The organism is Chryseobacterium sp., from assembly GCF_008831505.1.
GTDB lineage: Bacteria > Bacteroidota > Bacteroidia > Flavobacteriales > Weeksellaceae > Marnyiella.
In genome coordinates this window covers 1,729,658-1,754,980 of the sequence record NZ_CP044507.1, presented here as the reverse complement: position 1 = coordinate 1,754,980, position 25,323 = coordinate 1,729,658, and the positions used below count along the sequence as shown (strand labels likewise).

General features: G+C 44.7%; 22 protein-coding genes. 14 read left to right on the top strand and 8 right to left on the bottom strand.

Features of this window, described 5'->3' with window-relative positions; translation table 11 throughout:
- Positions 1-10: 10 nt before the first annotated feature.
- Positions 11-811, bottom strand: a complete 801-nt coding sequence (gene rsmA, locus F7R58_RS08215) for a 16S rRNA (adenine(1518)-N(6)/adenine(1519)-N(6))-dimethyltransferase RsmA (RefSeq protein WP_158064448.1) — start codon at positions 809-811, stop codon at positions 11-13.
- A 159-nt stretch (positions 812-970) separates the two neighbouring features.
- Between rsmA and F7R58_RS08210 the strand changes: the two genes are divergently transcribed.
- The 5 genes from F7R58_RS08210 (at position 971) to rluF (ending at position 4,861) form a co-directional block, all read left to right on the top strand.
- Positions 971-1,867 (top strand): cell division protein FtsX, encoded by an 897-nt coding sequence (locus tag F7R58_RS08210; protein WP_158064447.1) that lies wholly within the window; start codon positions 971-973, stop codon positions 1,865-1,867.
- A 1-nt stretch (position 1,868) separates the two neighbouring features.
- Entirely contained in the window at positions 1,869-2,165 is a 297-nt protein-coding gene (locus F7R58_RS08205; RefSeq protein WP_158064446.1) for a DUF3098 domain-containing protein, read from the top strand.
- Between the two features lie 31 nt (positions 2,166-2,196).
- Positions 2,197-3,012, top strand: a complete 816-nt coding sequence (locus F7R58_RS08200) for an undecaprenyl-diphosphate phosphatase (RefSeq protein ID WP_158064445.1) — start codon at positions 2,197-2,199, stop codon at positions 3,010-3,012.
- 397 nt (positions 3,013-3,409) lie between these two features.
- Positions 3,410-4,117, top strand: a complete 708-nt coding sequence (gene truB, locus F7R58_RS08195) for a tRNA pseudouridine(55) synthase TruB (RefSeq protein WP_158064444.1) — start codon at positions 3,410-3,412, stop codon at positions 4,115-4,117.
- Between the two features lie 21 nt (positions 4,118-4,138).
- On the top strand, positions 4,139-4,861 hold the full coding sequence (gene rluF / locus F7R58_RS08190; protein ID WP_158064443.1) for a 23S rRNA pseudouridine(2604) synthase RluF: 723 nt from the start codon (positions 4,139-4,141) through the stop codon (positions 4,859-4,861).
- Positions 4,862-4,879: 18 nt separating this feature from the next.
- On the opposite strand, the gene F7R58_RS08185 is transcribed toward rluF, so the two are convergent.
- The 3 genes from F7R58_RS08185 to F7R58_RS08175 all read right to left on the bottom strand — a co-directional run bounded on the left by F7R58_RS08185 (position 4,880) and on the right by F7R58_RS08175 (position 8,040).
- A complete protein-coding gene (locus tag F7R58_RS08185) occupies positions 4,880-6,259 on the bottom strand; it encodes a helix-hairpin-helix domain-containing protein (RefSeq protein WP_158064442.1) in 1,380 nt (459 codons plus the stop codon).
- Positions 6,260-6,342: 83 nt separating this feature from the next.
- The gene (locus tag F7R58_RS08180) at positions 6,343-6,687 is read right to left on the bottom strand and encodes a MerR family transcriptional regulator (RefSeq protein WP_158064441.1); all 345 of its coding nucleotides are present in this window, start codon (positions 6,685-6,687) and stop codon (positions 6,343-6,345) included.
- A gap of 45 nt (positions 6,688-6,732) precedes the next feature.
- Positions 6,733-8,040, bottom strand: coding sequence for a DEAD/DEAH box helicase (locus F7R58_RS08175; protein ID WP_158064440.1), 1,308 nt, complete (start codon positions 8,038-8,040; stop codon positions 6,733-6,735).
- A gap of 243 nt (positions 8,041-8,283) precedes the next feature.
- On the opposite strand from F7R58_RS08175, the gene rpsA reads away from it, so the two are divergent.
- Positions 8,284-10,068, top strand: a complete 1,785-nt coding sequence (rpsA, locus tag F7R58_RS08170; RefSeq protein ID WP_158064439.1) for a 30S ribosomal protein S1 — start codon at positions 8,284-8,286, stop codon at positions 10,066-10,068.
- A 105-nt stretch (positions 10,069-10,173) separates the two neighbouring features.
- The gene (locus F7R58_RS08165) at positions 10,174-12,729 is read left to right on the top strand and encodes a T9SS-dependent M36 family metallopeptidase (protein ID WP_158064438.1); all 2,556 of its coding nucleotides are present in this window, start codon (positions 10,174-10,176) and stop codon (positions 12,727-12,729) included.
- 70 nt (positions 12,730-12,799) lie between these two features.
- Here F7R58_RS08165 and F7R58_RS08160 read toward each other — a convergent pair whose 3' ends face one another.
- Positions 12,800-14,596 (bottom strand): hypothetical protein, encoded by a 1,797-nt coding sequence (locus F7R58_RS08160; RefSeq protein WP_158064437.1) that lies wholly within the window; start codon positions 14,594-14,596, stop codon positions 12,800-12,802.
- A gap of 237 nt (positions 14,597-14,833) precedes the next feature.
- Positions 14,834-15,187, bottom strand: coding sequence for a 50S ribosomal protein L19 (gene rplS, locus F7R58_RS08155; protein ID WP_158064436.1), 354 nt, complete (start codon positions 15,185-15,187; stop codon positions 14,834-14,836).
- Positions 15,188-15,469: 282 nt separating this feature from the next.
- On the opposite strand from rplS, the gene F7R58_RS08150 reads away from it, so the two are divergent.
- Positions 15,470-16,174 (top strand): CoA transferase subunit A, encoded by a 705-nt coding sequence (locus tag F7R58_RS08150; protein ID WP_158064435.1) that lies wholly within the window; start codon positions 15,470-15,472, stop codon positions 16,172-16,174.
- A gap of 44 nt (positions 16,175-16,218) precedes the next feature.
- Here the strand turns inward: F7R58_RS08150 and F7R58_RS08145 are convergent, their stop codons facing one another.
- The gene (locus tag F7R58_RS08145; protein WP_158064434.1) at positions 16,219-18,003 is read right to left on the bottom strand and encodes an ABC transporter ATP-binding protein; all 1,785 of its coding nucleotides are present in this window, start codon (positions 18,001-18,003) and stop codon (positions 16,219-16,221) included.
- 121 nt (positions 18,004-18,124) lie between these two features.
- Here F7R58_RS08145 and F7R58_RS08140 point away from each other — a divergent pair, with 121 nt between their 5' ends.
- A complete protein-coding gene (locus F7R58_RS08140; RefSeq protein WP_158064433.1) occupies positions 18,125-18,778 on the top strand; it encodes a CoA transferase subunit B in 654 nt (217 codons plus the stop codon).
- A gap of 99 nt (positions 18,779-18,877) precedes the next feature.
- Positions 18,878-19,249, top strand: a complete 372-nt coding sequence (locus F7R58_RS08135) for a cupin domain-containing protein (RefSeq protein ID WP_158064432.1) — start codon at positions 18,878-18,880, stop codon at positions 19,247-19,249.
- Here F7R58_RS08135 and F7R58_RS08130 read toward each other — a convergent pair.
- Complete coding sequence (locus F7R58_RS08130) at positions 19,246-20,019, bottom strand: exodeoxyribonuclease III (protein WP_158064431.1); 774 nt, start codon at positions 20,017-20,019, stop codon at positions 19,246-19,248. The two genes, F7R58_RS08135 and F7R58_RS08130, sit on opposite strands and share 4 nt — an antisense overlap.
- A gap of 257 nt (positions 20,020-20,276) precedes the next feature.
- Here F7R58_RS08130 and cphA point away from each other — a divergent pair, with 257 nt between their 5' ends.
- From cphA to F7R58_RS08110, 4 genes are all read left to right on the top strand, one after another.
- Positions 20,277-22,535 carry a cyanophycin synthetase gene (gene cphA / locus F7R58_RS08125; RefSeq protein WP_158064430.1) on the top strand — a complete coding sequence of 753 codons (2,259 nt, stop codon included), beginning with the start codon at positions 20,277-20,279 and terminating at the stop codon, positions 22,533-22,535.
- 440 nt (positions 22,536-22,975) lie between these two features.
- Entirely contained in the window at positions 22,976-23,380 is a 405-nt protein-coding gene (locus F7R58_RS08120; RefSeq protein WP_229723795.1) for a hypothetical protein, read from the top strand.
- 189 nt (positions 23,381-23,569) lie between these two features.
- Entirely contained in the window at positions 23,570-24,700 is a 1,131-nt protein-coding gene (locus F7R58_RS08115; protein ID WP_158064428.1) for a cytochrome-c peroxidase, read from the top strand.
- 15 nt (positions 24,701-24,715) lie between these two features.
- Complete coding sequence (locus F7R58_RS08110) at positions 24,716-25,204, top strand: DUF4920 domain-containing protein (RefSeq protein ID WP_158064427.1); 489 nt, start codon at positions 24,716-24,718, stop codon at positions 25,202-25,204.
- Positions 25,205-25,323: the final 119 nt, after the last annotated feature.

Sequence of the window (25,323 nt, the reverse complement as noted above, 5' to 3'; positions counted from 1 at the left end):
TTTATTAAGATTAAAGAATCAAGTCAGAACCGAACGAACAGTATTTATGACTTTTCCATATTTGGGCAAAAGCAATGAAATCGGCTACCGAAAGTTCTTCGGCACGTTTATCCATGAACCCGTGATCCTGCAGGGCTTCCGGAATATCAAGTGTTTTCAGGGCATTGGAAAGTTTTTTCCGTCTTTGGTTGAAACCAGCCTTCACAATCTGTTTAAAAATCTCCTCATTTCCCTCCAGGCCGTCTTTAAGGTTTCTGGTGAGCCGGATAACGCCCGATTTTACCTTCGGTGGCGGGTTAAAGACATTCTCATGAACCGTGAACAGATATTCCACATCATAATACGCCTGTACAAGCACGGACAGGATTCCGTAGCTTTTGGTGCGTGGCACAGCTGCGGTCCGTTCTGCAACCTCTTTCTGGAACATCCCTACCATTTCCGGAATAATCCTGTGGTGGTCTATTATTTTGAATAAGATCTGTGACGATATATTGTAGGGGAAGTTGCCTATGATGGCAGTCTGGCTGTCATCAGCAAAGCTAAAATCCGTTTTGAGGAAATCGCCGATAAATGAAGACTCACCCAACTGGGAATAATTCTTCCTGAGGTAAGCTATGGATTCGTCGTCAATTTCTGCCAGAAAAAGCTTGCTGTCCGTCTGCAGCAGGTATTTGGTAAGGACACCCATACCGGGACCCACTTCAACTATGGTTTTGTAACCGATGCCGGTAAGCCCGTCAACAATATCTTTCGCTATGTTTTCGTCAGTCAGGAAGTGCTGTCCAAGGTGTTTTTTCGCCCTTACGCTCATGTGGTTTTATTTATGTGGAAAGTGCACGGCGCTGCGGCTGTGCTACAGTGTCTCAGGAAGTCTTACTGATCTGATTTTGTGTTTTCTTAACACTCATTTTTCTCCTTCGCCGGGCAAATTTCGGAAGATTTTTTCTATTTTAGCCAAAAATTTTTGTGAATGGCTAGAACAGTGGAGGATTTTAACAGGAGAAGGCTCAGGTCAAGTAACATCACAGTGGTCGTAAGTATCGCTTTGGTACTTTTTCTGGTCGGACTTTCCGGTCTCATTCTTATCAACGCTCAGAAATACTCCGATTACCTGAAGGAGCAACTTGTGGTAAACGCCTATTTTGATCAGGATTACGACGCCAAAGATTCCCTGAAACTTGCCAAGCAGGAACTGGACGCTGTGGAGAAGATCAAGTCTTTGGCTCCTGTAAAAAAAGCCACCTACATCAGCCGCGAACAGGCGAGTAAAGAGGCGAGGGTCAGTCTTGGTATTGATTCGGAAAAACTGTTCGACGCGCACATCTTCCCCTCCTCGGTGGAGATTGCCCTGAAACCGGAGTATGTGGATCCCGCAAAAGTGAACGATGCCATCAAACAAATCTCGACTGTGCCGGGCATTGTAGATGTGAAGAACAACTCCGAGTCGCAGCAGATTTACGAAAACCTGAATAAGATACTGAAATGGATTCTGGCGTTCTCCATACTTTTTCTGATTCTTGCCATAGTTCTGATTAATAATTCCATCAGACTGAAGATATTTTCAAAGAGATTCATCATCAAGACCATGCAGCTGGTGGGAGCCAAAAGAAGGTTTATCCTTATGCCGTTTGTAAAGGAGGCAATCATATTGGGAGTTTTAGGCGCTGTACTGGGTATTTTGGCTTTATTTGGGGTGTGGTACTATTTTACATCAACCATTCAGACGCCATTTGTTCAGGACACCAATCAGTTTATCCTCCTTGTGGGATTAATTGCACTGATCGGTATTTTCATCACCGTAATCAGTACTGTATTTGCAACGTGGAGGTTCCTGAGGTCTAATATTGACGATTTATACTACACTTAAGATGGCTAAAAAAACAGCAAAATTCTCTGCCGATTCTTTCGGGACTGCGGACAACAGAACACCGGCTCCGTTCTATTTTGGTAAGGAAAACTACCGATGGATGTTCATAGGTTTGGGACTTACCATCCTTGGGTTTCTGCTGATGATGGGTGCCGATGCCAATACGGTGGACGGAAAATTTGATCCCAACAGCTGGAACGAAGATATTTTCTCCTTTCGCAGGATTAGGCTGGCTCCATTTCTTGTGGTAGCGGGATTTGCCGTTCAGGTGTACGCGATCCTGAAGCGAAGCAGGTAGCCCCGAAATTTACTAAAATCAATACCCTTATATGGATCTAATCAAAGCAATTTTTATTGCTGTTGTGGAAGGACTTACCGAGTATCTGCCGGTTTCATCCACCGCTCACATGATTTTTACAAGTTCAATCTTCGGCATTCAGGAGGATGAATTTGTAAAGATGTTTCAGGTTTCAATACAGTTTGGAGCCATCCTGGCGGTTGTATTCCTATACTGGAAAAAATTTCTTGATTTTTCAAATATCAAGTTCTATCTCAAGCTTGCGGTCGCTGTAATTCCTGCTTTGGTGTTGGGTTATCTTTTTGATGATATGATCGAATCCGTTCTGGGAGATCCCGTGCCTATTGCCGTAGTTCTGATCTTGGGTGGGATTGTCCTTCTCTTTATTGACAGATTTTTCACACAGCATACTGTTCACGACGAAAAGGAAATTACTTACAAAAAGGCCTTCACTATTGGACTTTGGCAGTGTTTGGCTATGATGCCGGGCGTGAGCCGCAGTGCCGCCTCCATCATTGGGGGGATGCAGCAAAAACTGACCAGAGTGGCCGCTGCTGAATTTTCATTCTTCCTGGCGGTTCCCACTATGCTTGCTGTAACTACCTATTCTATTTTCCTGAAGAACTGGAACCACCACGGCGTGGAGCAGAAGGGTTACGAAATGATCTTCGCGAATTCTGAGAATACCACGAGCTTCTTTGTGGGAAATTTGGTGGCATTCGTTGTGGCTGTAATTGCAATCAAATTCTTTATCGGAGTCCTTACCAAATATGGTTTCAAACCGTGGGGTTGGTACCGGATTATAGTAGGGATAGTGCTTCTGATTTATTTTACGCAGTTTCAGTGATCGATAAAAAACTTTTCCAAAGTAAGCTAGTCTATTGGATTACTGCAGTTTTCTTTACAGTATACGCCCTTTTTTCCATTGTAAAATTTATATTTCAATTGGGATTTGGCGATAGTTATTCCCTCATACCTCTTGCAATCCTAGCTATTTTATCCATTGTAACTGCTGTGCTGGTTTTTGAAAAGCATAATAAATCGATTATTTTAATAAATATATTTTTTTGCCTTTTTATACCTTTTTCTTTGTGGGACAGTATAACAATTTACGAGACTCATTACATTTATGAGCCTGAAGTTTTATGGACCATATTGGGAGTTATTGTCTACCTTTTTTTCGCAAACAGATTAAAATATGATTATAGCATTAGGGAGGAAATTAATGAGATAGGATCAAACAAATGAATACAGAAGACTTACTTGCTGGCCAGGTTATTTTACTCGACAAACCCTTAGACTGGACAAGTTTTCAGGCGGTTAACAAACTTAAATACAAACTTAAGAACGAATTTAAACTGCCGAAGAAGTTTAAGATCGGGCATGCCGGCACGTTGGATCCGCGCGCGACAGGTCTTCTGATCGTTTGCACCGGCAAATTCACCAAAAAAATCCAGGAAATTCAGGATGCGCCTAAGGAATACCTGACCGAAATCAAGATCGGGGTACAGACGGAATCTTACGATACCGAAAAGCCGGAAATCCTTCAGCAGGATTATTCCCATATTTCCATAGATTTCATACACGAAACTTTAGCTAAATTTGTGGGTGAGATTCAGCAGAAGCCGCCGGTATTTTCTGCCATCAAGATTGACGGACAGCGTGCCTACGATATGGCCAGAAAAGGCCAGGAGGTGGAGTTGAAGCTGCGGCCAACTACGATTCACTATCTGAACGGAATTGAAATAGACCTTCCCTTCGTCCGCTTTGCAGTAGGCTGTTCAAAAGGCACCTATATCAGAAGTCTGGCGCACGACATTGGTCAGGAGCTGGGAGTTGGCGCCTATCTCACGAATCTGCGGCGTACCAAAATCGGAGACTATTCTGTTAACGACGCTTCAGCTGAACTGCTGGAAAATGATTTCCGTTTTTCAGACCACCAGCAACATTAATAACCGCTCATACCGCAAGACATGGAAAAGACCCGGATCAATAAATATCTTTCTGAAGTTGGTTTCTGCTCCCGCCGTGAGGCCGACCGGATGCTGGAGCACGGCCGGATTACCGTAAACGGTGTGGTTCCGGAAATGGGCACAAAAGTTTCGGATGAAGATGAAATAATGGTAGACGGTGTTTCCATCCGCAAGACGGAGGAAGAACATGTCTATATCGCACTAAACAAACCCGTTGGCATCGTTTGTACTACAGATACAAAGCGGGAGAAGGACAATATCATCGACTTCCTGAATCATCCCAAAAGGATATTCCCGATCGGCCGCCTGGACAAACCCAGTGAAGGACTTATCCTGCTGACTTCAGACGGTGATATCGTAAACAAGATCCTTAGAGCGCGAAACAACCATGGTAAAGAATATATTGTAAGGGTGGACAAGCCCATCACGCCGCAATTCCTGCATAAAATGCGTAACGGGATTCCGATTCTGGGAACAGTGACTAACAAATGCGAAGTGGAGCAAATTGATACGCTTTCTTTCCGAATTGTGCTCACACAGGGCTTAAACAGGCAGATACGGCGTATGTGCGAATACCTTGGTTACGAAGTGAAGAAACTGAAAAGGATCCGCATCATGAACATCAAACTTGACCTGCCTGTAGGACAATGGCGGGATCTTACTGCCGAAGAACTTTCCGAGCTCAATGCGTTGCTGGCCGATTCTCCAAAAACCATTGATTAAGACCTCTGCCAACTTTTCTTATTTCAGATAAAGTTTCATTTTCGCCTGATATTCCGGTTTCGCGTTCACCAGTTTCCAGATTTTCTTTTCATCAGAGTTGCTCAGCCGGTAATAGATGATCTTATCTGCCGAATATCTGAAATAGGGATGTGTTTTCAGCCAGCTTTCAGGCGCTTCAATCAATGTATAACGCTCCACTTTTGACAGGTTCAGTGGTGAGATATCAATCAGCTTTTGCGCAAGTTCACGGTCGATGTCATAACTTTCGAACACCTGGTTCTTTACCGCAAATCCGCCCAGCTTTTTGCGGAAGGACACGTAGTTACGCGCGGCCCTTTCATCAAAACCAAATTCAACAAGCTGTTCAGCTGTAATTTCGTTGAGATCCACCTTGCTGAAATCTGTGACAGGTCCTGAAATCTGACCCTGGCTAGCGGCAGAACTGTTCCGTTTACCTATATTTTCGGGGTTAAGGTTGATGAATGGCTCCAGTTCAGCAAACTTCTGTTCCGATATAACAAAGCAGTTTTTGATGTCACCCTTGCTTCTGAAACTTCCTTTCAGGATCCTGTTGCGGTAGTTCATTATCACATTGGCCTGTTTCTCAGAAAATCCCAAACCTATCCACCCCTGCACATCCAGAAGATTGGGATCAAACACAGAAATTTTTGCCTGAGATCCTTTGTTATCTGAACGTGCGAAACTTTTCCCGGACTCGTTTGCCACCGGTGCGGCCACAGGGGTGGAAGGCAGTAGCAGGTAGGGTTCAAGTTTCCTGTAGTTATCATCGCTTATGATAAAACAATCCCTGAACTTCTCCTTACTGATGAAACTGCCACCCAGATAGGAACGGTATTTCACTATGGCGGCGGCCTGCCTTTCGCTGAATCCGAGTTTTTCCCAGTCACGCTGGCTGTAGGTATCGGGATTGAATTTCCCAGGAATTGAAAGTGTTTTTTTGGCAGGTGAAAAGGTTGACACATGTCTGTAAGAGTAAGCTGAAGTCCTGTAGGTTGATTTCTCCTTTTCGGGTAGCAGAAGATAAGGTTCCAGTTCTTCAAACCGGCTGTCGGATACTGCGTAGCATTTTTTAAACTGTTCTTTGGAAGTAAATGCACCACCCACGACCTGCTTATACTTCAGGATGGTGGCTGTCTGTTTGTCCGAAAATCCCAGGGCCATCCATTGGGAAGCGTCAAGTTCGTTAGGGTCAAATTCAGAAAGTGGGATGTCTTTTTTTGCCGGGCCAACTTCAGTAAATGTAAGATCACCGGGCTCCCGGGATTCCGCCGGTTCACGACCGCTGTAAACGGTTAAGCCGACCGTTACCGCCAGAATCAGCAGGAGAATAAGAATCAGATGCTTTCGGGAAACTGTAAATTGTAGGGTAGAGTTCATCTGTCTAATTTTGTGTAAAATTAGCAGTGCATCAAATTGGATTTCAAGGGGAAATCACCTTTTTGTTTACAGGAAAAACACCCTTAATTTTCCGGTTGGTCGGTCAGGGACTCCTTCAGCTTCTGAAGTTCAGCCTTCACAAACTGCAGGCGGTCGATAAGGGAGATGGTTTCCGAAATCTTGCTGTTGGTGGCCAGTGCCACACGGGCGCCGTCCAGCGTGTAACCTTTCTCTTTCACCAAATGATAGATGATTTTCAGATTGGTAAGGTCCTCCGGAGTGAAATAACGGTTTCCTTTCTTATTTTTCTTGGGCCGCAAAATCGGAAATTCCTGTTCCCAATATCTGATAAGAGAAGTATTTACATCAAATGCCCTGGCCACTTCGCCTATGGAATAATAGAGTTTGTCCGGCAGATTAATCTTCATAACAGGTTAAGGTCTAATTCAAAGGTAAATAAATTCAGGATTAAATCAATAAGCTACTTCCATCTTGACCTTTTTGCCTTTTAACTTCTCATTCTGAAGTTTCTTCAGAACAGCACTGACTTTTTTCCTGTCTACGGCAACGTACGAAGTGGTATCCTTCACCTCAATGATTCCGATATCTGACATTTCCAGTCCGCCTTTTTTAATTAGATAACCCACAACATCCACCTTATTTACCTTATCCTTCTTGCCGGCACTGATATAAATGGTTTGGAACGGAGTAGGTGAAGGTAGCTTACTGCTCTCTGATACATTTTCCTCAGGAGTATTGCTTTTGATAAAAGGGAAATTTTCATCCTCAGTCATAATCAGATAGGAAAAACCTTTGGCATTCATACGGGCTGTACGTCCGTTTCTGTGAATGAAAGCATCTTCCTTGGGCGGAAGCTGATAATGAACAATGGATTCCACCTCCGGAATATCCAGGCCGCGTGCTGCCAGGTCAGTCGTGATAAGAATCCTGGCCGAATCATTACGGAATTTCAGCAGGGCACGTTCGCGTTCATCCTGTTCCATACCACCATGAAAAGTCTCGCGCGAGATTCCCTTTTCACGCAGGAGCTCCGAAATCCGGTCTACGGCATCGCGGTGGTTACAGAAAATCAGGGTTCTCTTATTTCCGATTTTACAGATCAGGTGGAATAAAGTGTCCAGTTTTTCTTCAGAAGTGGTCATCACTTTCCTCAGCTGTACATTTGGTTTGGAGTCGTGAACTTTCAGGAAATTGATTTGCTTGGGCGTGCGCAGACCTGTGAATGCCGGTATCTGCTCCATGGCTGTGGCCGAAGTGAGTATGCGCTGCGACAGATTGGGCATAGACTGAACGATGAATTCCATATCTTCCTGAAACCCGAGTTCAAGGGATTTGTCGAACTCATCCAGTACCAGAGTTTTTATTGTAGAAGGGTCAAAATTATTGTTTCGGATATGATAGGTGATCCTGCCCGGCGTGCCGATAAGAACAGCGGGTGCCTGGGTAAGGCTGTTCACCTCAATCTTCTTGTCGTGTCCGCCATAGCACACAGTAACCTTATAATCGGAGCCTATGGATTTGAATACCTGTTCGATCTGCAGTGCCAGCTCCCGTGCCGGAACGAGTATCAGGGTCTGGATCCCGGATTTAGACGTCTCCAGGTCTCTTAATACCGGAAGCAGAAAAGCCAGGGTTTTCCCGGAACCCGTGGGCGACAGAAGGATAACGTCGTTGCCGTTTTCAGTGGCTGTATATGTTGATTTCTGCATCTGGTTCATATCCGAAATGCCGAGTTTGGTGTAAATAGCTTCTAAATCCATGCTGCAAAGATAATCCAATCCGGCCGGTATAATCTACATCCGGGGATACTCCTTTTTACGAGGTGATTATTTGAGCTTTTATAAAGAATAAGTTATTGCAGATTCTGCTTTATTTTGTACTTTTGCAAAACTTTTTGTGCGGACTTTTGGCAAAGTTAAAACAGTAACAACTAACATCTTCCGTATTTTTCATCATGCACATTAAGCCAAAGGTTGAAAGAGAAGGAATACAAATTTTTTATTATGTCTGAAAATAAAGACGCGGTTCTTATGAACCAAAACGTAGCACCTGAACAGTTTGACTGGGATTCTTTTGAATCCGGACTGGATGCTGATGCAAGAAAGGAGAAGAGTGATCTTGAAGAAATCTACAACGGATCTCTTACCAGCCTTGCAGACAATGATGTACTGACAGGTAAAGTAGTCAGACTGACTGACAAAGAGGCGATCGTTGACATCAACTTTAAGTCAGAAGGTGTTATTTCTCTGAATGAATTCCGTTACAACAGCGGCCTGAAAGTAGGTGACGAGGTTGAAGTAATGGTAGACAGAAGAGAGGACAAAACTGGACAGCTTCAGTTATCTCACAAAAAAGCCAGAACACTTAAGGCTTGGGACAGAGTGAACGAGCTGCACGAAACCGGCGAAATCGTAAACGGTTACGTAAAATCAAGAACTAAAGGAGGTATGATCGTGGATATTCACGGTATCGAAGCCTTCTTACCGGGATCTCAGATTGATGTGAAGCCTATTAAGGATTACGATCAGTTCGTAGGTAAAACAATGGAATTCAAGGTGGTTAAAATTAACCCGGAGTTCAAGAACGTTGTTGTATCTCACAAAGCGCTTATTGAGGCGGATCTTGAAGGTCAGAAAAAAGAAATTATTGCTCAGCTTGAAAAAGGTCAGGTTCTGGAAGGAACTGTTAAAAACATCACTTCTTACGGTGTGTTTGTGGACCTTGGCGGTGTTGATGGACTTATCCACATCACTGACCTTTCCTGGAGCCGTGTTAACCATCCGTCAGAGATTCTTGAAGACGGTGCAACGGTTAAAGTGGTTATCCTTGATTTCGATGATGAGAAAACAAGAATTCAGCTTGGTATGAAGCAGCTTGAAGCTCACCCATGGGATGCGCTTTCTGCAGATTTGAAAGTTGGAGATAAAGTAAAAGGTAAAGTTGTTGTCCTTGCAGACTACGGTGCATTTGTAGAAATCGCTCCGGGTGTTGAAGGTCTGATCCACGTTTCCGAAATGTCATGGTCTACTCACCTGAGAAGTGCCGGTGATTTCGTAAAAGTTGGCGACGAGGTTGAAGCTGAAGTTCTTACACTGGACAGAAGCGACAGAAAGATCTCGCTTGGTATCAAGCAACTTAACAAAGATCCTTGGGAAAATATCGAATCTAAATACCCTGTTGGTTCCCAGCACGTAGGTACAGTTAGAAACTTTACAAACTTTGGTGTTTTTGTTGAACTTGAAGAAGGAATTGACGGTCTGATCTATATCTCTGACCTTTCCTGGACCAAGAAAATCAAGCACCCATCTGAGTTCTGCGCAGTAGGAGACAAGCTGGATGTTGTGGTTCTTGAACTTGACACTGCTTCCAGAAGACTTTCTTTAGGACACAAGCAACTTCAGGAAAATCCTTGGGATAAGTTTGAAACCAAGTATGCTGAAGGAACTGTACATTCAGGAAAAACTACAGATGTATTCGACAAAGGAGCTCAGGTTCAGTTTGAAGATGCAGAAGTTGAAGCTTTCTGTCCGTCCAGACTTCTTGAGAAAGAAGACGGTTCTAAAATCAAGAAAGGTGAAGAGGCTCAGTTCAAAGTAATTGAATTCAACAAAGAATTCAAGAGAGTTGTAGTTTCCCACACCGGAATTTTCAGAGACGAAGAGAAGAGAAATACACGTGAGTCTAACTCCAGACCACAGGTAACTTCTACAGGTAACGAAGAGAGAGCAACTCTTGGAGATATCGACGCTCTGGCTGAACTTAAAAAGAGAATGGAAGGCGGCGAATAAGCTTTTCAAACTTAATACACTTAACCACCTCGTAAGGGGTGGTTTTTTTATGGGTTGTGATCACCTTATTTCTAAATATTGTAAATTCGGTGTTATTTCATACCTATGAGAAAACTGATACTTTCGGCTTCACTTCTGCTTACTTTTGGCTTTCTGCAGGCTCAGGATCACCGGAGAATTATGGAAGATTTTCTTAGGAAAGATCCTTCGGCCCGCCACATGGGAAAAATTCCGGACTTTGTTATTCAGCAGGAAGATTATTCCGGGTCCATGAAGGCTACCGTACTTAAACTGCAGCAAACGGTCAATGATATCCCCGTTTTCAACGGTTTGGCAACGGCTTTGGTAAAAGAGGGTAAAGTTCATTATTTTTCAGATCAAATGATAAAGTCCGCCGGTTTACCGGTGCGTAGCGCAAAAACCATACTGCCTGAGGCAGCGCTGCAGGCCGCATTTAAGCAACTGAATATTCAGGATCCCGAAAAATATACATTGGCCGGCTTCAGTGACCCAACTTCCGGTAAAGTGGCGAAGCAGCGTACGGTCTATTTCAATAAGGACGGAAATCTTGTTTTAGGCTATGAATTTCACTTTCATGAGGCCGGCAGCAGCAGATACTGGGACATTATTGCCGATGCAGAGACAGGAAAAATTCTCCATAAGCAAAACCTGACCTTATCCTGCACATTTAATCATACTGAAAGGTGGACGGATCACCCCGCTAGCCTATCCGGTGCTTATGGCGACAATGCGTCCAGGTTCTCTGTCGCAGCGCCGGACAATGCTTCCTATAATGTCTTTGCCTTACCGGTGGAAAGTCCCAATTTCGGTTCGCGTTCGGTGGTTTCAAATCCCTGGTTCACCGATGCTTCTCCCGAAGGCTGGCATTCCGACGGTGCTACGCACTATACTACAACGCGGGGCAATAATATCTATGCTTATGATGATGTTGCGGGTAATAACAATCCCGGTTTCTCACCTGATGGAGGACCCGCACGCCTGTTCGATTTCCCGCTGCAGACAGGCCTGCCAGCGCAGAACAGTCTGGCAGCGGCCATTACCAATCTTTTTTATACCGGAAATAAAACCCATGACATCTTCTACCGGCTGGGTTTCAATGAAAATGCGCGGAATTTCCAGACCAATAATTTCGGAAAAGGTGGTTTAGGCAATGATGCGGTACTGGCAGAAGCTCAGGACAGTTCAGATCTTAATAACTCAAACTTCTCTACGCCGCCCGAAGGTACCAATCCTCGAATGCAGATGTTCCTCTGGACCCCTTCTTTTGTGCAGCGCCTTTTCTACAACAGTCCTGCGAGTGCGGTTCCGCGGCAGCCCAACAGCAGGACAGCAGAGTTCGGTCCGCAGCTAACGCCGGCAGGCATTACTGCCAATATCGTTCTTTCTCCGGTTATTGATGCCTGCACCCCTGTTGCACCGGCTTCTATGGCTGGCAAAATAGGCCTGGCCGAACGTGGCGGCTGTAATTTTACGGTTAAGGTGAAGAATATGCAGGAAGCGGGAGCCGGAGGTGCCATTATTTACAACAATCCGGGAGCCACCAACTTTGGCAATATGGGTGGAACAGACGCTTCCATCAGTATTCCGTCGGTTCTGATTGAAAATTCTGAGGGTGAATTCATCAAAACAACACTTACTGCCGGTACCGCGGTTAATGTAACTTTAAAGCATGACCCCACTCAGGACCAGTATGCCGATGCCGCTTTTGACAACGGAATCATTATCCATGAATATGCTCACGGAATCACCAACCGTCTCACGGGAAACGGATACTCCTGCCTGAACAAAGAAGTGTCCGGCGAGCAGATGGGCGAGGGGTGGTCTGATTTCTTTGCCTTAATGCTGACCAACCAGCCAAATGCCACCGCATCAGTACCAAGGTCGGTTGCAACCTATGCGGCGGGACAAACCAATGCCGGAGTGGGTATCCGTCCACGGTTTTATTCACCGGATTTCGGAACCAATGATTATACTTATGCCAGAACAAACGGAATGGAATTCCTGGAAGACGGTGTAATGACACCTGACATACATTCTATTGGATTCGTTTGGGCTACCATTTTATGGGATCTTCACTGGAAATATGCGGAAAAATACGGATATGCCTCCGATGTGATGATCAATTCCGACAACGGTAGTACCAGAGTGCTGCAAACTGTAATGGACGGAATAAAACTCCAGGAATGTAATCCAACTTTTCCGTCGGGAAGGGATGCTGTTATTGCGGCCGATATCGCAGCCACGGGCGGCGCTAACCGCTGCATGATCTGGGAAACCTTCGCTAAGCGCGGAGTGGGACTTTACGCCTCTGCGGGCAGCAGAAAAAGTATCAATGACCAGACTGAAGATTTTACAGTGCCCGATGAATGTAAGGCGGGTAACACAGCTGCCACAGAATTTAACCTCTATCCAAATCCGGCTGATGACCGTTACTATATTGACTTTCCGCTAACAATGTTTGGGAAGGTCAGTATCGAAATTTATGATTCCTCCGGCAGGCTTGTAAGAGCAGAGCAAAAGCTGGTGGTGAATGTAAAACAGGTATTTTCGTCGCGGCACTTGCTCAACGGAGTGTACTTTGTAAAAATAAAAGGAAGTGGCGGCGAAAAAGTTTTAAAACTGATTGTCTCAAAGAAATAGCTGGCCATACGGGTGTATAAAAAGTTGGGCGGGACCATTTTAGTCCCGCCCAACTTATGAAGTTGTAACTTTATGAGGCCTGCATATTCACCAGCTCTGTTTCATAGCTGGACAGCTGTGCAAGGATAAGCGACCTGTCCTTGCTGAAAAAGTTTGATTCTGCAAATAGACTTTTATAGTAAGAAATTCCCAGCAGCAGGTTGGATTTAAATGTCTCCCACTTCTTGATTTGCTGTGCCGTAATTTCCACTGCATTTTGCAGCTGTCCGGCCAGATTATCAATATACAGACTCAGTTCTTTAAGCAGAACGTTAGGACGCTGCAAGTGGTTTTCAGCGGATTTTTCACCGTAGATGTGCTGTACCATCTCTTTCAGAGTATACGTTTTACTGAAATAAGCCATATTTGGACCGGGGCAGATCACGACTCCCTGTGCCTGACCTTTCACGGGTAGTCCCAGTTCAATATAGGATGAATTGGCCAGACCAACACACAGACAAGCCTTTTCCGTAATCGTGCTGTAGGCACTGTGGTACTGTTCTGGCGGAAGTCCGCTTTTCCGCTCATTCAGTTCCTCGATTTTTCTGTCCTGATATTTTCTGGACGCAGTACAAATTCCTTCAGCCTCATATTCCTTACTCAATGCCAGATATTTCTTGGGACAGGAGCTTCCGGCCTTGCCGCTGTGTGCGCGTTTGCTTTTTAGAATCTCATTACTGGTGCCCCGAAGCGTGTTGAAGGGTACGCCCAATGGTGAAATATTACTCAAATAGAGGTCTTCTTCGCCCGCTTTAGCGAGGAGCATCCTGGTTTCGGTATCTACAGACGTGGCTTCCGGCACCAGCAGGAACGGTGATCCCCAACCTACAGAATCCATTTGGTAGTGTTCCAGCAGGAACTGATGCTCTTCTGCGGTTCCCACACCTCCCTGAACAGTATATTTTACGGTTGGAATTGCGGTCGGTACAGCAAGATTCTTTGATTGAAGTGCACTGCAATACAGTTGGTAAGCAGTCTTTTCAAGTTCCTGTCTGCGCGTCCGGAATTCCTCCAGGATCGGCCCCATCAGAAGTCCCTCGGTCGCAAAAGCGTGGCCGCCACAGTTCAGACCGGATTCCACCCGGAATTCGGAGACCCAAAGGCCTTTCTTAGCCAAAAAGTTGGCCTGAACCATTGCCGAGCGGAAATCACTTACCTTGATGATTATTTTTTTACTGAATTTTCCTTCGGCATCGGGATAAAACTCTGGGAAGGTCTCCATATAGCTGTACAGCCGGGGATTCATCCCAGCTGAAAATACGACGGAAGAGCGGGTGGTACTGTTTACAAAACCACGCAGTGCGGCATGCGCATCGTTGTAAATGGTGGGCAGCTGCTCCTTTCCGCTGAAGTTGTCCTTGTCCACCTTGGTCATAATGTTTACATCAATACTTCCGGGGCTGAAATAGTTATCCAGTACGGACTTTACTTCGCTTATGTTCTGCCTGCCGGTTGATACTGCCTGAAGAAGTTTTTCTTTTAAAGCTGAAGTAGAAGGTAAGATGGACATGAATTCCATCAGTTTACCCTGTGTTTCAGAAAGTTCCTTTTTGTAGTTTTCAAACTTTTCAGTGATTACATCATCCATCAGGTTTAGGTAATTGGTAATCCTTTTTGCACGGTAATCCTCCATCTTCTGCGTGACTTCCCGGTAGGGCCGTTTAAATTTGTCTGCATAAAAGGCATTCATCTTTTCAATAAGATCATCATCCATAATGGAGATCACAGAATCGATTCCGTACTGGGCTACACGCAGCGGACTGTCGATGGAGAATGCCAGACCCATTACAGGAATGTGAAAGGTGTGGGCATGTTTAATGTCTGTCATAAAAATTTCATGGTTTTTAGTTTCATTGAGGCAGTCGCTAGTACCGGTGACCGTTCTCTTTGAAAAATATTATGTTGTACACAAATATACCTAATGCCCGAGGTGTGAATCTCCGGAATGGAAATGATATTTATCTGCTTCCCGAAATTTATAATGGTTACAATTAAATTCTTATTGTATGGTAAAACGAAAAAACCATCGGGAATTCCGATGGTTTTAATATTGTAAAAGTCTGAATTACTTCTTGTAGGAAGCGTCTTTAATTCTGGCTTTCTTACCTCTAAGATCGCGGAAGTAGTAGATTCTTGCTCTTCTAACTTTACCTCTTCTGTCTACCTCAATTTTCTGAAGTGCAGGCAGGTTGATTGGGAATACTCTCTCTACACCAACATCGCCACTCATTTTTCTGATGGTGAAAGTCTTGGTAGCTCCAGTTCCTCTCAGTTGGATTACAGTACCTTTGAAGAACTGTGTTCTTGTTTTGGCACCTTCCTTAATTTCGTAGTAAACGGTGATGGTGTCACCCGCTTTGAATTCCGGGAATTCTTTTTTAGCAATGTACTTCTCCTGTACGTACTTTAATAAATCCATTTTTTTAATAAAAAAATTTTTGTCAAGCTAAGCAACATTCACGTCCTTCGTCAGAGGTTGGTTAACAGGCTGCAAAAATAACATAAATTCCGCTTATCCGCAAAAGTTATATCACTATATTCTGAAAAAAGATTACGTCATATAAATTATTGAAACAATCATTATCTGTCTTAAAAATTAATGGCGCTGTCTGAGGGATTTTATTCGGCTAAGGCTGATATGTGCGGGGCTGAGATTCCAAAAAAAACCTTAATTTTATTGGCAGAAAATTCACACCTCATTATGATCGATAAAAGAGTAAAGAACGCGCAGGAAGCTATTGAAGGTATAAAAGACGGAATGACTCTGATGCTGGGCGGCTTCGGCCTTTGCGGAATTCCGGAAAACACCATCGGTGCATTGGTAGACAGCAATATTACCGGTCTGACCTGCATATCCAATAACGCCGGAGTTGATGATTTTGGTTTGGGCCTGTTGCTTCAGAAAAGGCAGATAAAAAAAATGATTTCTTCCTATGTAGGTGAAAATGCGGAGTTTGAGCGGCAAATGCTTTCCGGCGAGCTGGAAGTGGAACTTATACCCCAGGGAACGCTGGCCGAAAGAAGCCGTGCCGCGCAGGCGGGCATCCCTGCCTTTTACACACCTGCCGGATATGGTACCGAGGTAGCCAAAGGCAAGGAAACAAAGGAATTCCACGGCAAGATGCACATTCTTGAGCACGCATTCGAAGCTGATTTTTCAATCGTAAAGGCCTGGAAGGGCGATCATGCCGGTAACCTTATCTTTAAAGGTTCAGCACGTAACTTCAACGCGCCTATGGCCGGTGCCGGAAAGATTACGATTGCGGAAGTGGAGGAGCTAGTAGAGCCGGGACAATTGGATCCCAATGAAATCCACATTCCCGGAATTATGGTTCAGCGTATTTTCCAGGGTGAAAAGTTTGAGAAAAGAATTGAACAAAGAACGGTTAGAAAACGCGAAGCGTAAACTGATTTCATTCTAAACACATGAACGGGCTTTCGCCCGTTTTTTTATTTTCTTTCGCCAATCTGCTGTCTCCACATTGCGTAATAAAGGCCTTTTTCCGAAATAAGTTCCAGGTGTGAGCCGGTTTCAATTATGTTACCGCGTTCCAGAACATAAATGCGGTCTGCATGCATGATGGTACTTAAACGGTGGGCTATAAGAACGGTGATCTGGTCTTTTTCCCGGGAAATATCCCTTATGGTTGCTGTAATTTCCTCTTCAGTGATACTGTCCAAGGCAGACGTGGCTTCATCAAAAATAAGAAGATGTGGTTTGCGTAAAAGTGCCCTTGCAATGGCAATACGCTGTTTCTCGCCGCCGCTCAGTTTCAGACCGCCTTCGCCGATAACGGTTTCAATTCCTTTTTCAGCCCGCTGCAGTAGTCCGGTGCAGCTGGCTTTCTTTAATGCGATACTCAGATCTTCTTCTGTGGCATCGGGATTCACAAAAAGAAGGTTCTCGCGTATGGTACCGGCAAACAACTGTGTATCCTGGGTAACGAAACCAATTTGGTTGCGAAGTTCATCAAAATCAAAAGCTTTCCCATCTTTGCGGTTGTACAGTATATTCCCTTCTTTCGGACGGTACAGCCCGACGAGCAGTTTTACGAGGGTACTTTTCCCTGAACCGCTGGGACCCACAAAAGCAATGGTTTCGCCGCTTTTTACCCGAAATGAGATACCGTTCAGTGCCTTATAATGTGCAGTCTGATGCTGAAATGAGACACTCTGGAATTCAAGATCCTCAATTGCACCTATATGCTCCGGATGAAGTGGTTTTTCTTCCGCAGGTTTCTCCATGAGTCTGTCGAAGTTGTGGAGTGAAGCCTGTGCCTCGCGGTAGGAGATGATGATATTGCCGATTTCCTGCATAGGTCCGAAAATAAAGAAACCATAAAACATAAGGGAAAGGTATTGTCCCGGTGTCACAATGTCGCGGAAAATCAGGAACAGCAGCGTGAAAGTGATCATTTGCTGCAGGAAGTTCACCATGGTTCCCTGAATGAAACTTAAGGAGCGTATCCTTTTTACTTTTTTCAGTTCAAGTCCGAGTATCTTATACGTATTGCTGTTCAGACGCTTCACTTCCTGTCCTGTAAGACCCAGACTTTTAACGATTTCAATATTCCGCAGGCTTTCTGTGGTACTGCCCGCCAAACTCGTGGTTTCGCCCACAATTGTTTTCTGGATATTCTTAATCCTTTTGCTGAGCAGATTGGTGACAAATGCAATCAGGAAAATCCCCACCGTATACACCGGCATAATGGACCAGTGCAGCTGTATGGCGTAAATGGAAACGAAAATGATGCTTACCAGAATCCCGAAAAATATATTGATGAAACTGGTGATGAATTTCACCGTGTCCTCCCGTACTTTGGTCAGGATGGATAAGGTTTCACCGCTCCGCTGGTCTTCGAATTCCTGATAGGGCAGTGCCATGGAATGCTGCAATCCGTCTGTAAATATCTTGGCGCCGTATTTCTGGGTGATCACACTAACTGTATAATCCTGCAGGGCCTTCGCTATCCGGCTAACCATGGCTGTACCTATAAGCAGGCCCAGAAAGTAAAATACGCCGTTGTACACAGCACTGCCGTACAGATACTCGTTCAGTGTCCGTGGCAGCGTGCCTTCCGCATCGAAAGTATGAGGGTGGGTAACCAGTTCATCCAGGATATTACCGGTGATGGCCGGCGCGAACAGCGAAAACACCTGATTTATAGTTGTTAACAGCAGCGACAGGGCAATTAGCCATTTATGTGGTTTGAGATAATGAAAGAGGGTCTTCATTCAGGAATAAAAGTATATGCAAAAATAATCATATAAATCTGAATGGCCCACCGGCAACATTGTCCCCCGGAATTTCCGTATTATTGCCAAATTGAGTAAATTGCCCTGAAAAAGTAGAAGCATGCTCACAAAAGAACAAATCGCACAGAGAATATCGAAAGAAGTTAAAGACGGTTATTATGTAAACCTGGGAATCGGGATTCCGACACTGGTGGCTAATTATGTACCTGAAGATATTTCTGTGGAGTTTCAGAGTGAGAACGGTGTTCTCGGGATGGGCCCCTTTCCGTTTGAGGGTGAGGAAGATGCGGACCTTATCAATGCAGGAAAGCAAACGATTACTACGCTGCCGGGTGCATCCTTCTTTGATTCCGCATTCAGTTTCGGTATGATTCGCAGCCAAAAAGTAGACCTTACCATTCTGGGCGCTATGGAGGTGGCCGAGAACGGCGATATTGCCAACTGGAAGATACCGGGTAAAATGGTAAAGGGTATGGGCGGTGCCATGGATTTGGTGGCTTCGGCCGAAAATATCATTGTAGCCATGATGCATGTAAATAAAGCAGGTGAGAGCAAAATTTTGAAAAAATGTACACTTCCTTTAACCGGCGTGGGCTGTGTGAAGAAGGTGGTAACGGAACTGGCGGTCATGGACATTACACCAAACGGATTCAAACTGCTGGAGCGTGCTCCGGGCGTGAGTGTGGAAGATATTGTGAAAGCAACCGAAGCAGATCTGATTATTGAAGGAGAAATTCCTGAAATGCAGTTTTAAGTCCACACTGATCATACAGGAAGATCCTTTTCATTATTTGAGAAGGATTTTTTTGTTAAATTTGGTTGTGCAGGTAATTAAGCCTGCTATGCTGTTAAAATGAAAAAATATACTATTCAGAAGTCCCCATTTGTAGTTCCCACTACAGACGGTAAACTCATAGAAGAGATTTGGGGTCACTCTACCGGCCACCCGGAAATCTCCATTGCCCATATGCTGGCACCGCCACACTGGAGTGAGCCACACCAGACACCGGATTTTGATGAATATACTTACATTATAAAAGGAAAGAAGCAGTTTGAAATCAATGGGGAAATTCTTGTTCTGGAAGCCGGACAAAGCATCCGGATAGAGAAGGGTGCCCGTATACGCTACAGCAATCCATTTGATGACGAATGCGAATACCTGGCCGTCTGTCTTCCGGCTTTTTCAATGGATTTGGTGAATAGGGAAGAAAACGAGGCAAACTAGTTTTGCCCTGCGTTTAATTCCACCATCACCGGACAATGATCGGAATGTCTTACTTCTTTTAAAATTACTGCACGCCTAAGTCTTTCCTTCATACCGTAGGTAACGAAATTGTAGTCCAAACGCCAGCCTTTATTACGCTCGCGGGAATTCTGCCTGTAGCTCCACCAAGAATAATTATCAGGCTGGTCATTAAAGAACCGGAAACTGTCGATGAGTTCGCATTCATCAATAAAGCGTGTTAACCATTCCCGCTCGACAGGCAGAAACCCCGAAACGTTCTTAAGGCCCGTAGGATTATGGATATCAATTTCCTTATGACAGATATTGAAGTCGCCGGAAATGATAAGATTTGGAATTGATTTCTTAAGCTCCTTTATATATTCCAGAAAATCATCACAGAATTCCAGTTTAAAACCCAAACGGTCTGCATTGGATGCCGACGGCACATAGACGGAGATAACGGAAAAATCTTCAAAATCAGCACGGATAATCCGACCCTCATTATCGTAGTGTTCAATTCCACAGCTATATTCCACGTGCATAGGTTTCACTTTGGATGCAATGCCCACACCGGAATATCCTTTTCGCTGCGCACAGTGCCAATAGCTGTGATAACCCAGTTTTTCCAGACTTTCAATATCAATCTGGTCATTGCCGGCTTTGCTTTCCTGGATGCAGATAATATCCGGATCAGCAACTTTAAGCCAGCCCAGAAAATCTTTTGTAAAAGCCGCACGGATCCCGTTTACATTGTAAGAGATAATTTTCATGCCTGCAAAAATACTGAAGAATAGCCATTCCAACTATATAAATTCAAGTTGTAAAGTAAGGCTTAACCAATTTTTTATAAACCTCGGCTGGCACTTCATTTGATGCGTTTCAGCCATACTTAAGGGCTCTTTCCAAGTTAAGGGACTGCGTTAATGCTGCGATACTTAGAAAATTATGATCCTTCGGCATATTCGCAGTTTTTTGTTTAACCGGCAATTTTTTCTGCGGGTCCGTTTAACTTACATATCCTGGTCTAATGAATATTACTACAAATTCCTTACCTGAGAATACTGAAGATCTTTCATCCGGTGTCTATCGGTCTACTGCAAATTCGGAACTTAATCATTATCAGCAGGGAAGCACATTGGCACGCCTGCGAAACACTGACGGTCTCGGACCCAGCACCCTCTCTATAATTAGGGAGGCTGAAAAACGTGGAATTCCGTGGAGACGGATGGATGGCTGTTCAAAGATAATGTTGGGTTATGGCAAGAATCAGCAAAATATCCGGGCCACAATCACCGGAAAGACTTCCTGTATTGGTGTGGAACTCGCCGATAATAAGCAGGAAACAAAAAACGTGCTTCAGCAGGCCGGAATACCGGTACCGGAAGGATATGTTTGCAGTGAAGAGGGAGAACTTCTTAATGCTCTTTCGGAGCTCCAGTTTCCTCTGGTTATTAAACCGCTGATTGCCAATCATGGCAGAGGGGTATCTGTAAATATTACGAACGAAGTAAATGCGCTACAGGCATTTAGAAATGCGCTGAAAATATGCTCCAGGGTTATTGTGGAACGATACATCAGAGGTCATGACCACCGTCTTCTTCTGGTGAACGGAAAACTGATTGCAGCAGCACACCGGATTCCGGCTCATATTGTGGGCGATGGAAAGTCCACTGTACATCAACTTTTAACTAAATTGAACGGCAATCCTGAACGAGGCGAGGGTCACGAGGCGGTGTTGACCAAAATCAGCGTCAATTGTGATACTGAAAATCTTTTGAAGCAACAGGGTTATGGTTTTGATGCAGTAGTTCCGGGGGGGCAGACTGTTTTCCTGAAATCAACAGCCAATCTGAGTACTGGCGGCATAGCGGCCGACGTAACCGATGAGGTACATGCTGAAAACCGGTTCCTGGCCGAGCGTGTAGCAGCACTTATGGACCTTGATATCTGCGGAATTGACGTGATTGCGCCCAGCCTTGCTGTCCCACTTTCAAAAAACGGCGGTGCGGTAATTGAGGTTAATGCGGCGCCGGGTTTCCGTATGCATCTCGCGCCATCAATTGGCGAGCCCCGCAATGTAGCTGCCGCGGCGGTTGATATGCTTTTCCCGCCCGGTTCAGAAAGTCGGATTCCCATTCTTGCGGTTACCGGAACCAACGGTAAAACAACTACTGCAAGGCTGCTGGCACATATCGCGCAGAACGCTGGATATAATCCGGGCTTTACTACAACTGACGGCGTTTACATTTCCGGTTTTAAAATTATAAGCGGCGACTGTTCCGGTCCGTCCAGTGCCTCCACCGTACTCGCTGATCCTTTGGTGGATTTTGCAGTACTGGAGACTGCACGCGGCGGTATTCTGCGCTCAGGACTCGCCTTTGAGTCCTGTGATGTTGCCGTACTGACCAATATCGCGGCCGACCACCTTGGGCTGAAAAACATCAACACATTGGAAGAACTTGCCGAAGTTAAGGCAACATTACTGCGAAGTGTAAAAAAGTCGGGTTGGGCAGTTTTGAATGCTGATGATGAGCATTGTATTCGCATTGCGGCAACGCTGGACTGTAATATTGCCTATTTTGCGATGGACAATTCCGGCGAAATCCTGCAAAATCATATCTCTGAAGGTGGTTTGGCCATTACAGTAGTGGATCACAACGTTATAATCTATCACAATTGTCAGGCAGAAACTCTACTGAATTTAGATCATATTCCTCTTACAATGCAGGGAAAAGTACGCTGTATGACCGCGAATGTACTGGCTGCCGTGGCTGCAGCTTTTGCCTACGGCATTTCATCGGAACATCTCCGTGCTTCACTCAAATCCTTCCGGCCGGGTCCTGAACTTACTCCGGGGCGTATGAACCTCTTTGAACTGAATAGATTTAAAGTACTTGTTGATTATGCACATAATCCTCACGGAATGATGGAGCTACAACATTATCTTAGTCAGGTTTCTGCCCGACAGAAGGTGGGAATTATCGCAGGAGTGGGGGACCGGCGCGACTGTGACATCATTGAACTGGCAGGTATTGCTGCCCACTGTTTTGACCATATCATTATCCGTCAGGACGATAATCTGCGCGGACGGACCTTAGATGAAATGAACAGGCTCATGATTCAGGGAATTACTGAATCCGGTGCTGAAGTCTCCTATGAACTAATCCGCGATGAGAAGGAAGCTATCCGGCAGGCCATGGCCAGGGCAAAAAAAGACGATTTTATTGTGGCTTTGTGCGATGATTATCCTGCAGTTACAGAAATCATCAGGGCTCATCAAAACTGATTTTATGTTTTTAAATAATCTTCAAAAATAATGAAAGCTAAAGTATTGGTTATTGGAGGTGCTGAGGACCAAAGCGGAAAAAAAGACCGTTTTTAAGATATTTCCATTATGGAACGATTCGTTAGCGAAACACGGGTGAAAAAACGGTCGAATCGAGATTTTAACATCGGCCTCATCTGTACCGGAAGAAATGGGGCGCGATTATATAAAAGCCTATCATAAATTAGGTGCTGATAACTGTGGCTTTCTGAATGTGGAAAACAGGTGGCAGGCTGATGACGCTGCCATACTTAAACGCCTTAAGGATTGTGATGCCTTATTTGCGACATTACATCTACAATAGGAGGCACTGCCTTTTACGCTTTGCTTAAAGAAAATTAGAGGATTCGGATTTTATTTACGCCGGGACCTCTGCCGGCGCTGCGGCAGCATCGGAAATTATGATTATCGAGGGGGGAAGTACGGAGGCCGCGTATAAAGGGGAGGTGATCGCAATGACTGGTCTTCGCCTTGTCAATGATATTGTTTTTGACACACATTTTATTGAACGCGGGCGTATTGCAAGGCTTTTTGAGGTGGTCGTCAGTAATCCGGCTGTGCTGGGTGTGGGACTGGAAGAAAATACAGCACTCCTGATTCACCGCGACAGGATGGAAGCCATGGGCCCCGGAATGGCCATTATCCTGGATGGCCGTACTATCTCTCAAAGCAATTTACTTGAAATTGTAACTGGTGCACCTTCGTCTATAGAGAATATGACCCTCCATCTGATGAGCCAGCATGATATTTTTAATTTAAAGAAAATGCAGCTGGAAATTAACAACCCACCAAAGGCAGAGGTATAGATGAGTGAAGCAGGCTGTTAACTTTAAAACAGAACTTAGAATGAGAATAGACCTGGATTAATCGATATTTTTTTCAGCTATTTTGACCCGATTTTACCCTCAGGATTTTTTCTAACTTTGCAGTCCGTTTAATAGAACACAAATTTCATTTGTTTATCTGAAGTTAGCGTTAGATTTACTAAGGACAGTATGAAGTATGTATTAGTCATTTTTGCCACGCTTGGAATTCTTTACTCTTTTTCCGGAACGGAAAAGATAGACCGTACCTACTCCGCTATTGATCTTCGCGAGCTTTACGGCAGTGGCGACCCAGGCCGGTGGCCGCAGGCTCATCTTTTTGATGAGGCCATTGAAGGGTTTCAGGATATTGGACCGCTTCCCAGGCCGGCCTTCCCGAAAGATAATCCATATTCCAAAGAAAAGGAAGAACTGGGCAAGATGCTGTTTTTTGATCCGCGCCTTTCAGGCTCCGGACAAATCTCGTGCACGAACTGTCACGATCCTGAAATGATGTGGGCCGATGGCCGTCGTGTGTCATTCGGACACGACAAACAAACCGGAACCCGTAATGCTCCCACAGTGCTTAATATTGTGTATGCTACACAGCTGTTCTGGGACGGACGGGCAAAAGACCTGGAAGCACAGGCCAAATTTCCTATAGAGAATCCGCTGGAAATGAATATTCACAGCCGTCTGGCAGTACGCAGGATTGCGAAAATTGAGGGTTATAAAGATCTTTTTAAAGCAGCTTTTGGTGATTCTAAGGTTAATGAAGACCGTATTGTAAAAGCTATTGCCACTTTCGAGCGCTCGCTGGTGAGTCCGCCAAGCCGTTTCGATAAGTTTGTCAGCGGACAGAAAAATGCACTGAGCGATTCAGAAGTTCGCGGTTTGCACCTTTTCCGCACCAAAGCCAACTGTATAAACTGTCATAATACCCCTTATTTTTCTGATCAGAAATTCCATAATTTAGGTCTTACCTATTTCGGACGGGAATATCAGGACCTGGGACTTTATGAAATAACGAAGAAAAAGGAAGATGTAGGCAAATTTAAGACACCAACCTTACGGGAAGTGAGCCATACTGCACCCTATATGCATAACGGACTCTTCCCCAATATCCGTGGGGTGCTTAATATGTACAATGCCGGTATGCCCGATGAGAAAGGGAATAAAGAGGATCCTCTTTTTCCGAAAAAATCCGGAATGCTCACCACTCTAAATCTTTCTGAAGAAGATTTTGTAGATATTGAAAACTTCTTAACTTCGCTGCACAGTTATAAGTATAAAATGAGGGCTCCGGTCCTCCCCACCAAATAATTTAAATTTAAATTCATGAAAAAGTTATTATTGGCCGCCATGGTCGCTGTAATGGGAGTTACCGCCAGTGCGCAGCAGAAACTGAATATTCCGGAAGCCGTAAAAGGCCAGCAGTACGGATCGGGTGTCAGCGAAGAGCAAACCTTTGATGTGTACAGCACCGGCAGGATAAAAAAAGCTTTACAGAAAGCGGATAAACTGGACAATATCATCATCCAGGCAAAGGTGAGTGAAGTTTGTGAAAAGAAGGGCTGTTGGTTAACGCTCGTAGATAATGACACTCGATTTATGGTGAAAATGAAAGACTATGCCTTCTTTTTGCCCCAGTCTATGGTAGGGAAAACGGTACTTTTGCACGCAAACGCCGAAAAGAAGACTACACCTGTAAAAGAACTGCAGCATTATGCTGAAGATTCTGGTGCAAGCAAGGAAGATATTGCCAAAATCACTGAACCTCAAACCGAAATACGAATCCTGGCGCAGGGAATAAAGGTGGTGGACTAACCGACATCTGACCTGATGAAATTAAGCGTCTCCTTTGGGAGACGTTTTTATTTTTGCGCCATAGTCAACGGGATGAAAACCCTTTTAACTCAAACAGTTCCGACGTTCAGATGAGATGC

What these genes read in the sequence shown, in the direction of transcription:
- rpsA (WP_158064439.1), top strand. Translation starts at nt 8,284, where the DNA reads ATGTCTGAAAATAAAGACGCGGTTCTTATGAACCAAAACGTAGCACCT.
- F7R58_RS08130 (WP_158064431.1), bottom strand. Translation starts at nt 20,019, where the DNA reads ATGAAAATTATCTCTTACAATGTAAACGGGATCCGTGCGGCTTTTACA.
- F7R58_RS08135 (WP_158064432.1), top strand. Translation starts at nt 18,878, where the DNA reads ATGAAAAAATATACTATTCAGAAGTCCCCATTTGTAGTTCCCACTACA.
- rplS (WP_158064436.1), bottom strand. Translation starts at nt 15,187, where the DNA reads ATGGATTTATTAAAGTACGTACAGGAGAAGTACATTGCTAAAAAAGAA.
- F7R58_RS08165 (WP_158064438.1), top strand. Translation starts at nt 10,174, where the DNA reads ATGAGAAAACTGATACTTTCGGCTTCACTTCTGCTTACTTTTGGCTTT.
- cphA (WP_158064430.1), top strand. Translation starts at nt 20,277, where the DNA reads ATGAATATTACTACAAATTCCTTACCTGAGAATACTGAAGATCTTTCA.
- F7R58_RS08115 (WP_158064428.1), top strand. Translation starts at nt 23,570, where the DNA reads ATGAAGTATGTATTAGTCATTTTTGCCACGCTTGGAATTCTTTACTCT.
- F7R58_RS08200 (WP_158064445.1), top strand. Translation starts at nt 2,197, where the DNA reads ATGGATCTAATCAAAGCAATTTTTATTGCTGTTGTGGAAGGACTTACC.
- F7R58_RS08120 (WP_229723795.1), top strand. Translation starts at nt 22,976, where the DNA reads ATGATTATCGAGGGGGGAAGTACGGAGGCCGCGTATAAAGGGGAGGTG.
- rluF (WP_158064443.1), top strand. Translation starts at nt 4,139, where the DNA reads ATGGAAAAGACCCGGATCAATAAATATCTTTCTGAAGTTGGTTTCTGC.
- F7R58_RS08210 (WP_158064447.1), top strand. Translation starts at nt 971, where the DNA reads ATGGCTAGAACAGTGGAGGATTTTAACAGGAGAAGGCTCAGGTCAAGT.
- F7R58_RS08175 (WP_158064440.1), bottom strand. Translation starts at nt 8,040, where the DNA reads ATGGATTTAGAAGCTATTTACACCAAACTCGGCATTTCGGATATGAAC.
- F7R58_RS08145 (WP_158064434.1), bottom strand. Translation starts at nt 18,003, where the DNA reads ATGAAGACCCTCTTTCATTATCTCAAACCACATAAATGGCTAATTGCC.
- F7R58_RS08185 (WP_158064442.1), bottom strand. Translation starts at nt 6,259, where the DNA reads ATGAACTCTACCCTACAATTTACAGTTTCCCGAAAGCATCTGATTCTT.
- F7R58_RS08160 (WP_158064437.1), bottom strand. Translation starts at nt 14,596, where the DNA reads ATGACAGACATTAAACATGCCCACACCTTTCACATTCCTGTAATGGGT.
- truB (WP_158064444.1), top strand. Translation starts at nt 3,410, where the DNA reads ATGAATACAGAAGACTTACTTGCTGGCCAGGTTATTTTACTCGACAAA.
- rsmA (WP_158064448.1), bottom strand. Translation starts at nt 811, where the DNA reads ATGAGCGTAAGGGCGAAAAAACACCTTGGACAGCACTTCCTGACTGAC.
- F7R58_RS08140 (WP_158064433.1), top strand. Translation starts at nt 18,125, where the DNA reads ATGCTCACAAAAGAACAAATCGCACAGAGAATATCGAAAGAAGTTAAA.
- F7R58_RS08205 (WP_158064446.1), top strand. Translation starts at nt 1,869, where the DNA reads ATGGCTAAAAAAACAGCAAAATTCTCTGCCGATTCTTTCGGGACTGCG.
- F7R58_RS08180 (WP_158064441.1), bottom strand. Translation starts at nt 6,687, where the DNA reads ATGAAGATTAATCTGCCGGACAAACTCTATTATTCCATAGGCGAAGTG.
- F7R58_RS08150 (WP_158064435.1), top strand. Translation starts at nt 15,470, where the DNA reads ATGATCGATAAAAGAGTAAAGAACGCGCAGGAAGCTATTGAAGGTATA.
- F7R58_RS08110 (WP_158064427.1), top strand. Translation starts at nt 24,716, where the DNA reads ATGAAAAAGTTATTATTGGCCGCCATGGTCGCTGTAATGGGAGTTACC.